General features: G+C 42.0%; 20 protein-coding genes. 11 read left to right on the top strand and 9 right to left on the bottom strand.

Features of this window, described 5'->3' with window-relative positions:
• Positions 1-344: 344 nt before the first annotated feature.
• A complete protein-coding gene (locus BUB99_RS05145) occupies positions 345-773 on the top strand; it encodes a hypothetical protein (protein WP_073120017.1) in 429 nt (142 codons plus the stop codon).
• Here the strand turns inward: BUB99_RS05145 and BUB99_RS05140 are convergent.
• From BUB99_RS05140 to queD, 4 genes are all read right to left on the bottom strand, one after another.
• Entirely contained in the window at positions 762-1,223 is a 462-nt protein-coding gene (locus tag BUB99_RS05140; RefSeq protein WP_262501883.1) for a DUF4442 domain-containing protein, read from the bottom strand. The two genes, BUB99_RS05145 and BUB99_RS05140, sit on opposite strands and share 12 nt — an antisense overlap.
• 145 nt (positions 1,224-1,368) lie before the next feature.
• Positions 1,369-1,596, bottom strand: a complete 228-nt coding sequence (locus BUB99_RS05135; RefSeq protein WP_073120010.1) for a ferredoxin — start codon at positions 1,594-1,596, stop codon at positions 1,369-1,371.
• A gap of 5 nt (positions 1,597-1,601) precedes the next feature.
• On the bottom strand, positions 1,602-2,843 hold the full coding sequence (locus tag BUB99_RS05130; protein WP_073120006.1) for a peptidase U32 family protein: 1,242 nt from the start codon (positions 2,841-2,843) through the stop codon (positions 1,602-1,604).
• A gap of 2 nt (positions 2,844-2,845) precedes the next feature.
• A complete protein-coding gene (gene queD, locus BUB99_RS05125; RefSeq protein ID WP_073120003.1) occupies positions 2,846-3,202 on the bottom strand; it encodes a 6-carboxytetrahydropterin synthase QueD in 357 nt (118 codons plus the stop codon).
• A gap of 158 nt (positions 3,203-3,360) precedes the next feature.
• Here queD and BUB99_RS05120 point away from each other — a divergent pair, with 158 nt between their 5' ends.
• Positions 3,361-4,062 (top strand): porin family protein, encoded by a 702-nt coding sequence (locus BUB99_RS05120; protein WP_084190355.1) that lies wholly within the window; start codon positions 3,361-3,363, stop codon positions 4,060-4,062.
• A 317-nt stretch (positions 4,063-4,379) separates the two neighbouring features.
• Complete coding sequence (locus BUB99_RS05115; RefSeq protein WP_073119994.1) at positions 4,380-4,748, top strand: hypothetical protein; 369 nt, start codon at positions 4,380-4,382, stop codon at positions 4,746-4,748.
• Positions 4,749-5,587: 839 nt separating this feature from the next.
• Here BUB99_RS05115 and BUB99_RS05110 read toward each other — a convergent pair.
• On the bottom strand, positions 5,588-7,522 hold the full coding sequence (locus BUB99_RS05110; RefSeq protein WP_073119990.1) for a cyclic nucleotide-binding domain-containing protein: 1,935 nt from the start codon (positions 7,520-7,522) through the stop codon (positions 5,588-5,590).
• Between the two features lie 131 nt (positions 7,523-7,653).
• Between BUB99_RS05110 and BUB99_RS05105 the strand changes: the two genes are divergently transcribed.
• From BUB99_RS05105 to BUB99_RS05080, 6 genes are all read left to right on the top strand, one after another.
• The gene (locus BUB99_RS05105; protein WP_073119985.1) at positions 7,654-8,448 is read left to right on the top strand and encodes a 5-oxoprolinase subunit PxpA; all 795 of its coding nucleotides are present in this window, start codon (positions 7,654-7,656) and stop codon (positions 8,446-8,448) included.
• Positions 8,448-9,164 carry a 5-oxoprolinase subunit PxpB gene (gene pxpB, locus BUB99_RS05100; protein ID WP_170863737.1) on the top strand — a complete coding sequence of 239 codons (717 nt, stop codon included), beginning with the start codon at positions 8,448-8,450 and terminating at the stop codon, positions 9,162-9,164. The genes BUB99_RS05105 and pxpB overlap by 1 nt, the downstream gene beginning before the upstream one ends.
• A complete protein-coding gene (locus BUB99_RS05095) occupies positions 9,154-10,008 on the top strand; it encodes a 5-oxoprolinase subunit C family protein (protein ID WP_073119977.1) in 855 nt (284 codons plus the stop codon). The genes pxpB and BUB99_RS05095 overlap by 11 nt, the downstream gene beginning before the upstream one ends.
• A gap of 180 nt (positions 10,009-10,188) precedes the next feature.
• Positions 10,189-10,767, top strand: coding sequence for a toxin-antitoxin system YwqK family antitoxin (locus tag BUB99_RS05090; RefSeq protein ID WP_073119972.1), 579 nt, complete (start codon positions 10,189-10,191; stop codon positions 10,765-10,767).
• Positions 10,768-10,906: 139 nt separating this feature from the next.
• Positions 10,907-11,233 carry a thioredoxin gene (gene trxA, locus BUB99_RS05085; RefSeq protein WP_073119969.1) on the top strand — a complete coding sequence of 109 codons (327 nt, stop codon included), beginning with the start codon at positions 10,907-10,909 and terminating at the stop codon, positions 11,231-11,233.
• Between the two features lie 96 nt (positions 11,234-11,329).
• Positions 11,330-11,551, top strand: coding sequence for a hypothetical protein (locus BUB99_RS05080; RefSeq protein WP_073119963.1), 222 nt, complete (start codon positions 11,330-11,332; stop codon positions 11,549-11,551).
• Positions 11,552-11,619: 68 nt separating this feature from the next.
• Here BUB99_RS05080 and BUB99_RS05075 read toward each other — a convergent pair whose 3' ends face one another.
• The 3 genes from BUB99_RS05075 to BUB99_RS05065 all read right to left on the bottom strand — a co-directional run bounded on the left by BUB99_RS05075 (position 11,620) and on the right by BUB99_RS05065 (position 13,665).
• Positions 11,620-12,063, bottom strand: a complete 444-nt coding sequence (locus tag BUB99_RS05075) for a hypothetical protein (protein WP_073119960.1) — start codon at positions 12,061-12,063, stop codon at positions 11,620-11,622.
• Between the two features lie 115 nt (positions 12,064-12,178).
• On the bottom strand, positions 12,179-13,027 hold the full coding sequence (locus tag BUB99_RS05070) for an alpha/beta fold hydrolase (protein ID WP_073119957.1): 849 nt from the start codon (positions 13,025-13,027) through the stop codon (positions 12,179-12,181).
• A gap of 38 nt (positions 13,028-13,065) precedes the next feature.
• Entirely contained in the window at positions 13,066-13,665 is a 600-nt protein-coding gene (locus BUB99_RS05065; protein ID WP_073119954.1) for a TetR/AcrR family transcriptional regulator, read from the bottom strand.
• 376 nt (positions 13,666-14,041) lie between these two features.
• Between BUB99_RS05065 and BUB99_RS05060 the strand changes: the two genes are divergently transcribed.
• Entirely contained in the window at positions 14,042-14,365 is a 324-nt protein-coding gene (locus tag BUB99_RS05060) for a T9SS type A sorting domain-containing protein (RefSeq protein WP_170863736.1), read from the top strand.
• A 182-nt stretch (positions 14,366-14,547) separates the two neighbouring features.
• A complete protein-coding gene (locus BUB99_RS05055; RefSeq protein ID WP_170863735.1) occupies positions 14,548-15,165 on the top strand; it encodes a T9SS type A sorting domain-containing protein in 618 nt (205 codons plus the stop codon).
• On the opposite strand, the gene BUB99_RS05050 is transcribed toward BUB99_RS05055, so the two are convergent.
• Positions 15,162-15,533, bottom strand: coding sequence for a hypothetical protein (locus BUB99_RS05050; RefSeq protein WP_073119945.1), 372 nt, complete (start codon positions 15,531-15,533; stop codon positions 15,162-15,164). The genes BUB99_RS05055 and BUB99_RS05050 overlap by 4 nt on opposite strands.
• Positions 15,534-15,550 lie beyond the last annotated feature (17 nt).

Genomic DNA, 15,550 nt, shown 5'->3' with positions numbered 1-15,550 from the left:
GGATTTGAGGGTACAGTACACTTTTTATATAGCGGAACTCTTGAAGCAAAAATATGTTGTCTAGTAGGTTTTTGCAGTATGAGCACTTACTGAGCCTAGTAATATCTATATCAAACATATCCTGCTTGCAAGGGCAGGAGGCTCTTGTGTTGATTTAAGTGGTGTTAACTTATGTAGGTTGATGGTGATTTTTTTAGAGCTGTTTGTATTGAATATTAAGTTTTATCATGAGTTTCTATTCGTAACATATAAGTGAAACCACCTAATTTTTAGATTAAGCGTTTATTTTTTTGCTACTACCTTCGGATTGTTTCTATTTGTGTTAGGGAATAAACTTTTAGAGAATGAAAAGATTAGCATTGTTAGTTTTGATCATGGTAGCTAGTGTGGCTGTGAAAGCACAAACAGAAACTTTGTGGAAAAGTGAGAATTTGGCCATAGAAGAAACGACTCAAGAAAATGGAGAGCGTGTCTACAACCTTTTTTCTAAAGAGTTAAAATACGATGAGATTTATTACTTATTGACCGTCAGCAGTGGTACGATGCAGGAAGTGTATGACGATGTAGTCTACTATGAAAAACTGTGTAGAAGGGTTAAAGGAGAGAAAGAAACCCACAAAAGCAATGACATTGCTACTAGAAACGAGAACTCGATTTTCGTAGTAGTGGATGGAGATTTAGGCTTCACAATCATGGAAGGTTATGATCTGCACAAAGTAGCTAAAAAAATGAAAAAAAGAGCTGAAGAAATAGGAGAAGGTTTAGCGCTGTAAATCGCGTTTACGATTTCTTTTTTCTTTATAGTAAGATTTAGACGCCACATAAATGGTCTTTTCCACTTCGGAGAAGACCATTTCTTTTTTGTCCGTAATCAAGAGCAGTTTGACGATATCGGTTTCTCCATGATCTAGGACTGCTTGTTTCATAGCTGTGATTTCCTCTTGGCTAAATGAAAACACCGCATAAGCATCTCGGGTGACAGGTCGTTTGAAACGTATAGTTGAGGCTTTGTCCCATACTACATAATCATTGCCTAGTATCTGCATCAGCTGTATCATATAGATAGGGTCTGTAGCTGAGAAGAGACTGCCTCCGAACATCGTCCCTACATAATTCTTGTTTTTGTAGCTCAATGGGATTTTGATATCTACCCGCAACAGATCATCGCTCACGGTAGTGATGCGTCCAGTTGATCTTCTATACATGGGCGATAGGTTGAACATCGCTTTGTACAGCGTCGAAGCTTTGAAAAACCTATTTAGGAATTGGTAAATCTTATCGTACATTTTGAGAGTGGGTTACCTTTTGTCAAAGACATTTGAATGCCTCAATATAGAAAGAAGCTAGTACTCACTTGGTAGATACGACTTATTTTCCGTTGATTTTGATGATGTTGACGGGACAGCTGGCCGCTGCTCGTTTGTTGTCCTCGAGTTCCTCGTCAAAGGCATCCACTTGGTAGATGCCTTTTTTGATTTTAGATCCCACTAGTGTGCATCGCCCATCCTTTTTGGAGATGCGCCAGCGGTCTGGAGCGATCTCCACACAGGCGTAGCATCCGATGCATTTGTCACGGTAGTGGATGATTTTGAACATAGGACTTAGGCAGGAATGATTTTGTACAATTTGTCCGAGGCTCGGATGGTTTCTTCAATTGCAATTGAAAAGTTGTCACCTTTTTTGACCTGACTGACAGGCTGGTTGGCCACTCTCATTTCACCTACCTTGGTGGTGACGATACCTGTAGTAGGGCCTGTGATCATGATGTCATCGCCACTTTCTAGGGTATGTGTTTCCATCTGAAACTCGCCTACACCGAGTTTGCTGAAGTATTTGACACCTTTACCAAGCAATATCTTTTTGGTCGTAGCTTTCGAACCGTGGACTTCACTCCATTCGCCCATTTTTCTACCGAGGTAGTAGCCGTCCCAGAACCCTCGGTTGTAGACTTTCTCTAGATCTAGCTTCCACTGCGTAAATTTCTCTGGGGTATACGTACCCTCATTGATTGCGTCACCTGCGTCGCGGTAGCATTTGGTGGTGGTGTAGACGTAGTCTGCAGCGCGACCTCTGCCTTCGATCTTGAAGACGGAGACGCCTGCTTCGACGACTTTGTCCATGAAGTCGATCGTGCATAGATCAGCGGCACTCATGATGTACTCATTGTCGATTTTAAGCTCATTGCCTCTGTCATCTTTGACAGTGTACTCTCTGCGACAGTTTTGTACGCAGGCTCCTCTGTTGGCCGAGGAGAAGTCTGAGTGTAAGCTGAGGTAGCACTTGCCCGATACGGCCATACATAGTGCGCCATGCGCGAATACTTCGATACGTACGAGCTCGCCTTTGGGGCCACGGATGTCTCTTTTTTTGATCTCACGGGTGATGTCTGCGACCTGCATGAGGCTGAGCTCACGAGCCATGACCATCACATCGGCATAGACGGAGTAAAATTCGACGGTCTCGATGTTGGAGATGTTGGCTTGTGTAGAGATATGTATCGGGAAGCCTATTTTTTTGGCGTAGTTCATGACCGAGTGGTCTGCGGCGATGATGGCTGAGATGCCGCTTTCTTTGGCTGCATCGACGATCGATCGCATAAGGTTCATGTCGTGATCGTACATCACCGTATTCATCGTGATGTAGGACTTGAGCCCGTTCTCGTCACAGATGTTGGCGATTTTTTTGAGATCCTCAAGGGTGAAATTGTTGGATGAGCGTGCGCGCATGTTGAGCTGCTCTACGCCAAAGTAGATAGAATTAGCGCCTCCTTTGATGGCTGCCATCAGTGACTCGTAAGAGCCTGCTGGTGCCATGATTTCGATATCGTGCTGCTGTGTACTCATAGTTATTTTCCCTCGTAGACCACTCCACTGGTCGGTGTTTCGTTCAGTTCCAATTTACTCAATAATGGCAAGTGCGGTTTGATTTGATCCCAAATCCATACGGTTATGCGCTCAGCTGTCGGGTTTTCCAATCCTGGGATATCGTTGATCATGTTGTGATCCAATCTGTCTATGACAGGCTTGACGACATCCTTGAGGTCTTTGAAGTCCATCACCCACTGGAAATCCTCGTCCAAATCCCCCTCCAGAAATACCGTTAGATGATAGGTATGACCGTGTATGTTCTTGCACTTGTGTCCCTCAGGAACATTGGGCAAGAAATGGGCGGAATCAAATGCGAACTTCTTGAAGATGACCATGTTGCTGTATTGCTATGAATAAATGATTCCGCGAAGGTAGCTTATTTTCAATGCATTGTAAAGCAGCTAAATAGAGAATGCAATAAACAAAAATGTCTAGAGATGCTTTTCGCCTCTAAAAAAAGTAGTTTTAGGGAAGAAATCTTAAATCTGAACTTATGAAAAGGCTATTTTTCTTGCTCTCTTGTCTACTCATGATACAGACTGTGTCTCATGGGCAAGTCTTAATTTCCTTGCTGCTGGGGGATAAACTGAACTCGGATAAGTTGGAGTTTGGGCTGACGACTGGGGTGACTTTGTCCCAGATGGATGGTGTAGCGCATGATGCTAATCTGCCAACATTTAATCTCGGCTTTTATTTTGATATTAAAATGAAGAATGCTTGGTCGTTTGCGCCGTCTTGTCTGATGTTGGCTAAGATGGGAGGGAAGGGACTGGCGTCTTACCCAGTCGGTGATCCTGATATGGACGCGGTGTTATCCAAAGGATCGGTCAATCGTCAGTTGGCTTATATCCAATTGCCATTGATGCTGCGCTATCGCCTAAAGAATCGTATCTATTTCAATGCTGGCCCACAGGTAGGATTATTACGATCGGCGATCGATGAATTCAAAGTTTCGTCTAGTCAGTATGAAGGTACGATTGATTATGACATAGCCTCAGGTTTCAAAAAATTAGATGCAGGAGCTACGACGGGGATTGGTTTTTCCTTGCGAGAGGAAAAAAGCATGAACTTTGGACTAAACTACTACTATGGTCTCGTAGATATACAGTCAGGTGGTGACGACTCTGGATATTACAATCGTGCTTGGTACTTTTATTTGACAATTCCTATCGGTGTGAGTAAGGGTAAGAAGTGATTCTCTAGAGATGTTTATGGGCTTATTCATTTTTGAATAAATACTTAAAAGTTGAATTTTGTTGTTCTTTTAGTCTTTGGAGCTTGATTTTTTGGGTCGTACTACTCGATTTCTATCTGATGGTTGCTAATCAGGCTAGCCGTGTCAAAGATTATAGTAATGATTTAGAAAAGAAATTCCTTTTTAATTCGATGTGTTTTCACATCCTTTTGTTCGTTCTTTGCGTCTGAAAAAGGAATCTAATTAGAGGTGTGAGGTGGCAAAAGTGAGCTTTAAGGCCAATCATCACATTCTCTAGATTTAATCAAGGAAGTGAAATGAATAACGATCCAGAATTGAATGGTAAGTATCTCGGGACGATTACCGAGGATTTTGTCAAGGTTAGTGAAAATCTAAAGGAGGCTTCTTATCAGATTAGAGATAGAGGCTTTTCTGAATACCCAATATTTCCAATTAGCAAGCAGGAAGTGTCTATTGGTCAAGTATTGATCAAGGCAAAGGAGCTAGAGAATGTATGGAACTACTCTGCGTCTTTCTTGGATGAGTTTGTGCAGCGAGAAGTGGTCGAGGCTGATCGCATAGATGTTTTCAAGGAGGCGTATAAGAATCCAGATGAATTTTGCTGTCTTTTTGTGATCGATCAGGAGTTTACCAATTTCGTTTTTATCCCCTACCCAGAGGATTGAGAATCAGTCGGTATTTCTGGGGATAATATTCGATATTCATTATTCCAATCATTTAAATATTACCTCAAAGACTCATAATAGGTGATTTTTTTATAAAAAAACAATAACGAATTTCGAACAATGAATCTTGAATAACGAAGTGATCTACTACCTCTCGCCCAGAAATACGGAGTGATCCCAAATCTGGAGAAATAAAATTCAATATTGCGTATTTGGTATTCCATTCACTCAAACGTATAGGATGTATGGAAATGTTTTTGGCCAAGAATAATAGTGAATCTCGAACAATGAATCTTGAATAACGAAGTGATCTACTACCTCTCGCCCAGAAATACGGAGTGATCCCAAATCTGGAGAAATAAAATTCAATATTGCGTATTTGGTATTCCATTCACTCAAACGTATAGGATGTATGGAAATGTTTTTGGCCAAGAATAATAGTGAATCTCGAACAATGAATTTTGAATAACGAAGTAATCATAACTTCCTCTTCAGAAACATGGATTAATTGGATAGTTCACGATGATGAAGTGACTAGTAATGTTGCTGTAATGAAAGAGAGAAAAAGGACCCTACCGTCCGACAATCGGTAGGGCCTATAGACTTGAAAACATCAAATACACAGAAATGCTATTTTGAACGGCGTTGGTTAAACAGCAACTCGGAAGTTGCGATTTTCAATCGCTATTCAAGCAAATTGTCATTCTGTAAGGCTTCTTTCAAAACCCTACATAACAAAGATAGAAGGACCCGTTTCGGATTACTATGGTCAATAACAAATCAATAGGTTTTTTATCCTATTTGCAAAGCTGTTATTTGACAGTTTTTATGAGAGAGGGTTAGCTTGCTTCTTCTTGGAGTGCTTTGACGTAGGTTTTAAACTCTTTTCGGTAGTTGACAAGGAAGGATTTGACATTGTCGATATTCATCTCCTTCATTTTTTCACTGAGAAGAAAGGGCTCCTTGATTTCACAGGCAAACTTGTTGTTGCGGATGCGTTGGTCAAAGTTGGCCATGACGACTGGTACGATGAGTGGTTCGCGCTCCATTTCTAGAATACGTTCGAATACGTCTGCATTGAATACACCTGGAGACTGGTCGGTCGTGTAGGAGGTGTTTTCAGGTCCGATGATCACATTGTTAAACTCAGTTAAGAATTCTTCGATTTGATCGGAAACCCTTTCGTTTTTCTCAAAACTATCGCTGTTTTCTGATTCTTCGGAGTAGGCATTGATATAGCCTAGTCGCTCATAGTAGCTCTGGTGACCATGCTCAATTTCGCGTCCGCTTCGGACAATTTTCATGACGACCTCTTCATTGTAGGCATCCGCTACTATGGTACTCAAAAAGTGACAGTCTAGATTGATCTGAAACTGATTTGGTAGCGCGTAGTATGGCGGGTTCAGTAGGTGATTGTACACGAACAGGTTACCTGGCGTCTCTGGAATGTTCTCTTTGCCTTTGACATAGGTAGCAACTTGGTCAAAGGTAGTCTTAGAAAGTTTAATACATTCTTTGTGGACTTTGTCAGCCATCATGATCGCTGGTGCAGAGATTACAGTATTGTAGATGTCTTGTAGGTTTTCATAGAAGTTGACCTCTCGCTGGGTATCATGCAAGTTATCTAGGCACAACGAAGCGATGTTTTTTTCGATTCCACCGCCATTTAGCTCTACATGATGGAGTATACTCAGGCCATCAGGTATGGTGTGTTTGAAGCTGAGTAAGTGCGGTACTTTGTGTAGTGGTGAACTGAGTGCTAGACTGGCTCTGTTGCTTTCGATCAAGTTGGTAGAGACAGTCACCTCTTCGTTGAATTGTGCAGAAATGAGTCTTGCTCTGAGTCCACGCAGTTGATTGTTGAGTAGCCAAGAAACTCGTTTTTGCAGCTTGAGTCCAAATTCAGGTCGTTTTTTGCTTTGGTTTTTGAGTGCGTCGTAAGGCAAGTGAAGGATGACCGAGTCTTTTTTGGCTCTTGTAGTCATGACATTCTCTGCACCTAAGAATCCTGATGGCCCCAATAGGTAGCCAGGAGTTGAGATAGCCCGCAGAGATACTTTGTAGCGTTCGTCCCCTTCGCCGTTGAACCGAGAGAATCGGATGTCTCCGACGCGCAGGATGTTGATTCCCTTGCTGACCTCATCTTGGAGATCAATAATCTTACCGACTTTGTATTGCTTTCTAGAGATGTGTTTGGACAGTGCCCGCAGATCCTCTTCTTCGAATACCTCGAAAAATGGAGATTGTAATAAGAATACCACCATCTCATCTTCATCAAAACCCAATGGCGAATCATAGCCTTTAGAGGCTTTTTGTGTCGTATCATTGTTTTTGGTGATCATCGCTGTATTAGCGAACAGATAGCTGGATTCTTTGATTAGGCTCAGGGCATTGGTATTGATGTGCTCATAGAAGAGCATAGCCAGATCGATGTTTTTGTCGAGAAAGGCGTTTAATGTCTTTTGATTCCAACGCAGTACAGTTACCTTGTCAGAAACGGCCTCTATAGAGGAGTCATAGCGGTAGGGTTCGTTGATGACGTCCAGCCCAAGTGGTGAGTTGAGTGCGGAGTAGCGACCTAGTTCTATTCTTTTTTTGTGGTCACCACCCATGGTTGAAAAAACACTTACTTCACCTTCTTGTAGCATGAAGTAGTAGTGTGTTTTTTCGAATTGAACAGCGAGGAGCTCCCCTTTGTTATAGGTGAATTTTTCCGCTTTTGCGAAGACACTCTCTAGATTCTTGGCGGATGATTTTTTATAGAAATTGAACAATTCGAAGGAGATTGATTTAAAGGTGCAATTTTATTGAATAAACTTCAATATTGTGTTTATCTGTTAGAGAATTCATCATTTAATAATGATAAAAGCTCTTTATATCGTACTAATTCAATAACGTCAAAAATATGACTATCGAACCCAGTACCAACGTACAAAATGCACAAAATATTTTGGATATCAACTCTGATATGGGAGAGAGTTTTGGTGATATGATAGTAGGAGACGACCAGCTATTGATGCCACTGGTGAGTTCGGCGAATATAGCCTGTGGTTTTCATGGTGGTGATCCTATGGTTATAGAACGAACAGTGGATATGGCTTTGACTCATCAGGTGCGCATCGGTGCACATCCTTCTTATCCTGATCGAGAAAATTTCGGGAGGGTTTTCATGAATATGGAAACAACAGCATTGAAATCAACAATCAAATATCAGATAGGTGCTATGCAAGGGTTGGTGCATAGCAAAGGGGGGCACCTTGCTTATGTGAAGCCTCATGGCGCACTGTACAATCATGCGGCTAAAGAGGAGTCTGTAGCTCATGCCGTTTTAGAGGCGGTAAGTGAGATGGATGATCAACTATCAATCATGGGCTTGTCAGGAAGTGTGATCGCCTCACTATCTAAGGAATACAAAATTGGTTTTATTCGGGAGACTTTTTTGGATAGGAGATATCAAGATGATGGTAGTTTGGTGAGTAGAGGTGAGTCAGGTGCAGTGATTGAGGATCCGATGCAAGCAGTTGAGCAACTCATGTTGCTCTTGACTCAGAGGCTAGTGAGGACAAAGGAGGGGGGAGTAGTGAAAGTCGAAGCGGATACATATTGTATTCATGGAGACAATCCTAAAGCACATGAAATATTGGTGGCCATTCATAGGTGGATGAGCCTGCATGGGATAGAAATAAAAAAATGGAAGTGATGAAGATCAAACGATATGGAGATCGAGCGATGCTGATTGAGATGAAGCCTCAGATCGATGAGGCTGTCAATCGTCAAGTGCATGTTTTATATCACTATCTGCTTGATCAGAAAATAGAGGGAGTAGAATCTTACACGCCTGCCTACCATTCGCTGACTATCCAATACAATACGAAAGCCATAAGCTTCGAAGAGCTAACACGTATAGTCAGGTCGATGGGGAATCAAGATGAGGTGTCTCCTGATCTAGGAAAATTGTTTAGGATTCCAGTATGTTATGAGGCGGGTTTCGCACTGGACTGGGAGGCTGTTGAGGAGATGACAGGTGTATCGATGGCGGATTTGATAACTATTCATACCCAAGCGGTATATCATACATATATGATAGGTTTTTTGCCTGGGTTTCCTTATCTGGGTCAGGTGGATGAACGGTTAGCGGTAGGTCGTAAAGCTAAACCTAGTGCTATAGTACCAATGGGATCCGTTGGTTTGGCAGGTCGTCAGACGGGGATTTATCCTTGTGACTCTCCAGGAGGCTGGCAAGTGATCGGTCGCACACCAATCCGAATGTTCGAATCAGGTGCAGAGATGCAGGGTGCTTTGCTACAGGCGGGGGATAAAGTGCAGTTTTTTCCTGTTTCTAAACAGGATTATTATCGGATCGACAAGGATATTGAATCAGGAAATTTTGACAAACGCTCGCTTCATGTCTGGTAAACTCATCATGCATTTCGAATCTTCTGGACTCCATACGACGATCCAGGATGGGGGACGTAGCGGGTTTCAGGATCAAGCAGTTCCTGTGGGTGGAGTAATGGATAGGGCTGCCTATCAGTTGGCAAATCAGTTGGTAGGAAATCGAGTCGATACGCCAGTGCTAGAGGTTACGCTGTCTGGACCAAAGATACGTTTCGAGGGAGCAGGACAACTGGCACTGACAGGAGGAGATCTGTCTCCAGAGCTTAATGGTGTATCAGTCTCACGATATGAAACGATTGTGGTTGGTGATGGAGATGTCCTTCGTTTTGGCGAAGCGGTAGAGGGATGCCGGACGTACTTGGCTGTTCGTGGTGAGTGGGATGTGCTTCAGTGGATGGGGAGCGTAAGTCCTTTGCCAGCAGTAGGTTTTATGGGGGGAGTGATACGAAAGAGAGATGCCTTGGTAGTGAAGACTACTAATTTACCCTGTGATCAGATGATTGAGCCATTTGTCAGCCGAGAGAATAAAAATGTACTTCGTGTATGGCCAGGTCCAGAGGCGAATTGCCTCGGAGAAGATTGGTCTTGCCTTGTACTGGGAGCACATCGCGTGTCCAACCAGAGCAATCGTATGGGGATTACTTTGACGTCTGCTATTCAAGTCGAACAATCGGTTGATATGATTTCGTCTGGGGTGTTTCCAGGTGTGATTCAGCTCACGAGTGGCGGTCAGTTTATTATATTGGCTGCAGATTCGCAGACGACAGGAGGTTACCCTCGTGTGGCGGTGATTGCAGATGAGGATATGGATAAATTGGCACAGTTTCGACCTGGAGATGAATTGATTTTCGTAGAGGGGTGATTTTGGCAGTTTGCTATTGTCTATTTCTGATCTAATTCTTAATTTCAAATTTTATTTGCAGAGCGATAGCCTGTTGGTTTAATCTCTCGCCTCTTGAGGTGAATTAATTGACCGATGAGAAAGTTAATAGCTCTTAGGCTTGTTCCGAGGATGATTTATTTTTTTAACTCCAGTATAGATATGAAACAATACTTAGTAATTCTGCTTTTTTTTAGTGCGGTCGCATTTTCTTGTGGTGACGCAGGAACCTCTTCGACAGTGTTGAGCTTGTCTGATTTGCCTGAACACGCCGAAATTACCGATTATGAAGACATCCCTGGATTATCTCGGGTGTCGGTCAATTTTGGTAACAAAATCGACGAACAAGGCGAGTACTATCAGGGTAATCGCAATGGCTCATGGACGGTTTATCATAGCAATGGGATGCCCAAAACGATCACATCTTATGTGAATGGGATCAAGCATGGTGCACATCTTGAACTTGATAACCGAGGAGAATTGACACTGATGGCCAATTATGTCAATGGGTATCTAGATGGTGAACATACCTCGTACCAGCGTGGTAAAAAAGCAGAGACGCTCTACTACGCCATGGATCAACTAGAGGGACAAAAGATCAAGTATTACACGAATGGTAAGGTTATGGAGCAAAGCACCTATAAAGCGGGTAAAATTCATGGTACTGCCAAGTGGTTTGATCAAGATGGAAACGTAACCATTGAGTATGAATATGAAAACGGGGAATTGATCAAAAACTAGAGGAGTTACGCCAATGATTAGGTTATTGGTTTTATCTATGGGCTCATTCGGAAAAATGATAAATGACGATGAACAATTTGCCTTATATTTGCGTTTCGGAAGGACAGAAAACAAAGAATTTATTTAAATATTTATAATCATGGGTAACAAAGCAATAGAAATTACTGACAGCAACTTCAACGAAGTTTTACAATCAGATCAGCCAGTATTAGTGGACTTTTGGGCAGAGTGGTGTGGACCATGTAAGATGATCGGGCCAGTAGTCGAAGAATTAGCTGGTGATTATGAAGGAAAAGCAGTAGTAGGGAAAGTAGACGTAGATGCTAACCCTGAAGTGTCTGCTAAGTTTGGCGTGAGAAGCATCCCAACGCTGTTGGTGTTCAAAAACGGTGAAGTAGTAGACAAGCAAGTAGGAGCAGTACCAAAGAGCGTATTGTCAGGTAAGCTAGATGCACAGATCGCTTAATTTGATACTAGAAAATAGATGTGAAACCCTGATCATGTAAGTGGTCAGGGTTTTTCTTTATATATACTTTCTGTATCTTTTTGGAAAAATAGCTATATGAAAAACTACATGAAACTCGGTTTGATCTACATTGTGATTGGTGCCTTCTTGGTCTATTGGGCTATGACGCACTCACCAAATGACGGAATGGGCGAAATAATTAAAAGGGGCATAGTAGGAGATTCTTACACGATGAGTTCGAACGCGTATTATATCACGTTGTTTGTAGGAGCTGTGGCAGCTGTCATTGGCGTGTGGAAGATCATAAGTAAAAAATAAGAACCTGTTGGATACAAAAATGGGGATCAGAGCGAAAGTTCTGATCCCCATTTTTGCTATTGGGTAAACTATTTTAAATTCAAATCTTGACTAGATTTGATGGATACCATAGATTCTTGATTATCCATCAAAACATCAAGCTGCTTTGTTTCTACCAATTGATTGGCGATTTCAGCATTAACATATGGCGAGAGGATATCTACACTTTTGTACTTTTTGCTGGAGCTCTTCGGAACCTTAAAAGCGAATAGCTCTATCGATCCGATCTCTTTGTCATTCTCATCCAGTAAATGAACCAAAAAGTCTACTTTCTGTAAGTCATAGTTGGATTCATTAGTGAGGCGGTACTTTACTTCTAGATTGTCCCACCCGTATTTTTCAACACGTTTGATTTCTAGAATTTCTACTTTTACATTTTGCTTGATTTGATACGCCTTATAAGGGGACAAATCTTGAGCCATGGCAGTCACAGCAGTGACCAGACCTAGGATAATTAACATACATTTTTTCATAACATAACATTTTTATACACACTACAATATAACCATTTGTGAGGGTAGGTATTGTGGGTGGGTTTATGAAATTATTTCTATGACCGTTCTACTTTAATGGATTGTCAGCCAGAAGTCAAACACTAGACGCCAATATGCCTATTTGTTCACTTACCTTTTGGATCACCTCAGGATTCCAGAGCATACGGTAGTGTCCCGTTCCTTCTATTTCGATAAGGCGGGATTTTTTCCAATGCTGTTGTACGATCTGGGCTTTTTCTATGGAGATGACTTTGTCTTTGGTATCGTGTATGATCAGCAGGTTTTGGTAGTTAAGTTTTTTGCCTATTGTTGACACACGGACTTGATCAATAGATTCGTCTAGTAGCTCCTCTGCGATGGCTAGTGTCTTGAGAAATGCTGCCTGACTGAGACGAACGAAATCAGCGAACTCCTGAAATACCTCTCGTATCTGATCAGGAGTGGTCAGGAATATCAGGTGATCAACAGTATAGGTTGTTTTGGAAAGCGCGTAGCTACTTACAGCTGAGCCAAAGGAGTGGGCAACTACCGAAAATGGCTCTTTCGGGTTCATGTAAGCGATCACCGCCAAAAAAGCCTCTGCACAAATTTTGAGGTTGGCACGTTTCAATTTGGAGAATCCATGAGCAGGTAGATTGAATAGAATGACACGATGACCATTGTCTGCTAGTCGATGTGCGATGGCAGAGAAGCATGCAGCGTTGGATTCCCACCCATGTACGCAGAATATCAAGGAGCCGTCTTTTGGGCCGAGCTCATAGCATTGTATCTTCTCTAGATGCCAAGGAACTTTAAAGCCATGAGACGTTTCGAAAAAGGGTAGCTCCTTTTGGCGAATTTTTTTGTTCATCGGAATCTGAAACATACTGAAAGCCTGTCGAGCAGCCCAACTGGGAGAGAGTATAGAAATAAACTGAAAGTAGATTTGTATGATTTTCTTCATGATTAAATACCATTTGGTATATTTTTATTCAAATTTTTTTAAGTTTTTAATTCTTTGTCTATCATATCATCAATGTGATCCATCATCATTTGCATGTTTTGATTGGATTTGGATAGAATGGATAAGAAAATACTGCCTTGGATCTGTGCGTATATTATCTCCGCATAGGCTTGAGGATCTATATCTTGTCGGACTGAACCTTCGTCTTGTGCTTGCTGTATGATTTCGACGATTCCTTGGGTCATTTTCCCAATGACAGATAGTACACGCTGATTCAGTGCACTGTGTTGGTTCATGGAGTCGACTCCTACATTCAGTACAGGACAGCCTCCATAGTCTGATACGTGATCGTAGTAGTGTCGGTAGAAGTTAGTCACTGCTCGGAGCTTGTCAAGACCCGAGGCTGCTTGTTCGATGGCTTCTATGACTGGCCATAGTCTCGTTTTGACTGTGTAATTAAAGGCCTTGATGGCTAGATCTTCTTTGTTTTGGAAGTTGCCGTAGATCGCTCCTTTGGTGAGGCCAGTTGCTTTGGTAATGTCGGATAGGCTTGTGCCTATATACCCGTGTTTGTTGAAATACGGAGCGACAGTTTCTATAATGAACTGAGATGTCTTGGCGGCTTTGGAAGCTATCATTTTACAATAATAATAAAATTATACCGAACGGTATAGTTTAATGCTTAAAATGAAAATTAGGTGTAAACTCTATTTTTCATTTTTCCACTTTTACAAAACAAAGTGGAGTGAGTTTACCATTCCTTCCTACAACTCTGTCATTGTATATTAGATATGAAAAACACTAATAGCAATTCGTTATTGATGAGGCTAATTTTTATAGTACTGATGGTCGTGAGTCCATCTGTTGTTTTTGCCGATTGTCCAGATGTTGTGAACTCTATTTGAATGGCGCAGATGCAGCAGTTGATAATTGCTCCTATTACAGATAACCTTACCGTTTCTGGAGATTTGATTGTAAATGGAGACATGGTGATCAATGGGAATCTTTCTGTTGATGGAAGTATTACAGGCTAAACAACTAGACTATGATGGGCAGTATGAGTACAGTCCAGTTATTGTAGTGAATGGAGAGGGGGCTGATGATTTTATAATATACCCGAATCCTACTCGTGGGGCTATTCAGTCATCTGGAGGTGATGTGGTAGCGTATCAGCTTTTTGATATGAATGGTCAGCAAGTGAGCACTGGCAGCTGGGTAGACACGTCGCACTTTGATGCAGAACTATCAGCGTTTTTGACAACAGCTCATTCGGGAAAGTACATCTTGTCTGTACAACTTTCACATAGTCGTAAGTCTCTCATTCTTATCAAAGAGTAGCCGGGTAACCAATATGTGTTAGACGCGTTTATTGCTGAATAACTCATTGGTTGCCGATTTTCTTAATCTGTTTTTTAAGCAATTCCTTTAGGGTTTTGGATTGGGATTGGCAACAATTTTGTAACTCATTGTGCTTTGATGACCCAAGTATGGAATCGTTAGATCATATGAAAACAACAGCTATGAAGAAGATTTTAATGAGCCTAGCAGTCTATGCGTGTATCATGCATATTGCTATCCCAGAGATGCATGCCGCTCCTTATGAGGCTGTATACTATACTCCGCCAGGGGTGTCCGATCTCAAAATTGTCAAGAAGCCTGATGGAGACTATCTCAGCTGGCGATCTAGTGGGACTGGGGTCATAACCATCGAGATAGAAATCAAAACCGCAGACGATGCCCAGTTTCAATTGGTCGAAGTGCTCTATATAGAATCTAACGAGACCCAATATTACAAACTGAAGTATCATCATTTGGACAGTCGATACCGCTTACGCTTCATTGATACAGAGGGTAATGTGGGCTATACACCATCTGTTTTAGCAATTGCACTAGAAGGGGATGAAGTGATGGTCTATCCAAATCCCACCAGTGGCCAAGTGCATATCGGTGGAGCACGAATCCTAAATTATCAGTTGCAGGATGTGAGAGGTGAAGTACTCTTGGCTGGTGTGCCAGGATCTAACCAAGAGGTAGAGATGCTGCTCTCGTCGGAGTTGAGCCGTGTCAATTCTGGTGTTTATTTCCTCAAAGTGAATACCAAGTCGGGGCAAAAGATGATTTCAATACGAAAGAATTAGTACTGAGCTGCTTCTTTCTTTTTCTGCTTTTTGGTGATGTACTCGTCCATGCGTGATAGCAGGCGCCACCACTCAGACCCATCCTCACGGATATCGCGTATAGCTCCTGCTCGTACTAGTATTTTACGAAGCTCATCATCTTCGAACCCACCGAGATGTTTTTGTATCACATCAAATGACCGATCTGTATAGGTTTTGTGACTCAAAAAATGCTTGACCGTTTCCTCTGCCATAAACTCCGTCTTGTTCTCTAGCCGGAGCTTATCCATTTCGTGTTGGAATTGCTTTTTCTGGATTAGATAGGTCATCAGGCCGCCAGTAGCTGTGCCAATGAGAGCGGTTAGGGCTGGTAGTATCATTTCAATCATGGCACAATATAAATCTA

Source organism: Reichenbachiella agariperforans (genome assembly GCF_900142205.1).
Classification (GTDB): Bacteria; Bacteroidota; Bacteroidia; order Cytophagales; family Cyclobacteriaceae; genus Reichenbachiella; species Reichenbachiella agariperforans.
The sequence above is the reverse complement of the archived record's forward strand: the minus strand, read 5'-3'. Positions and strand labels throughout refer to the sequence as shown.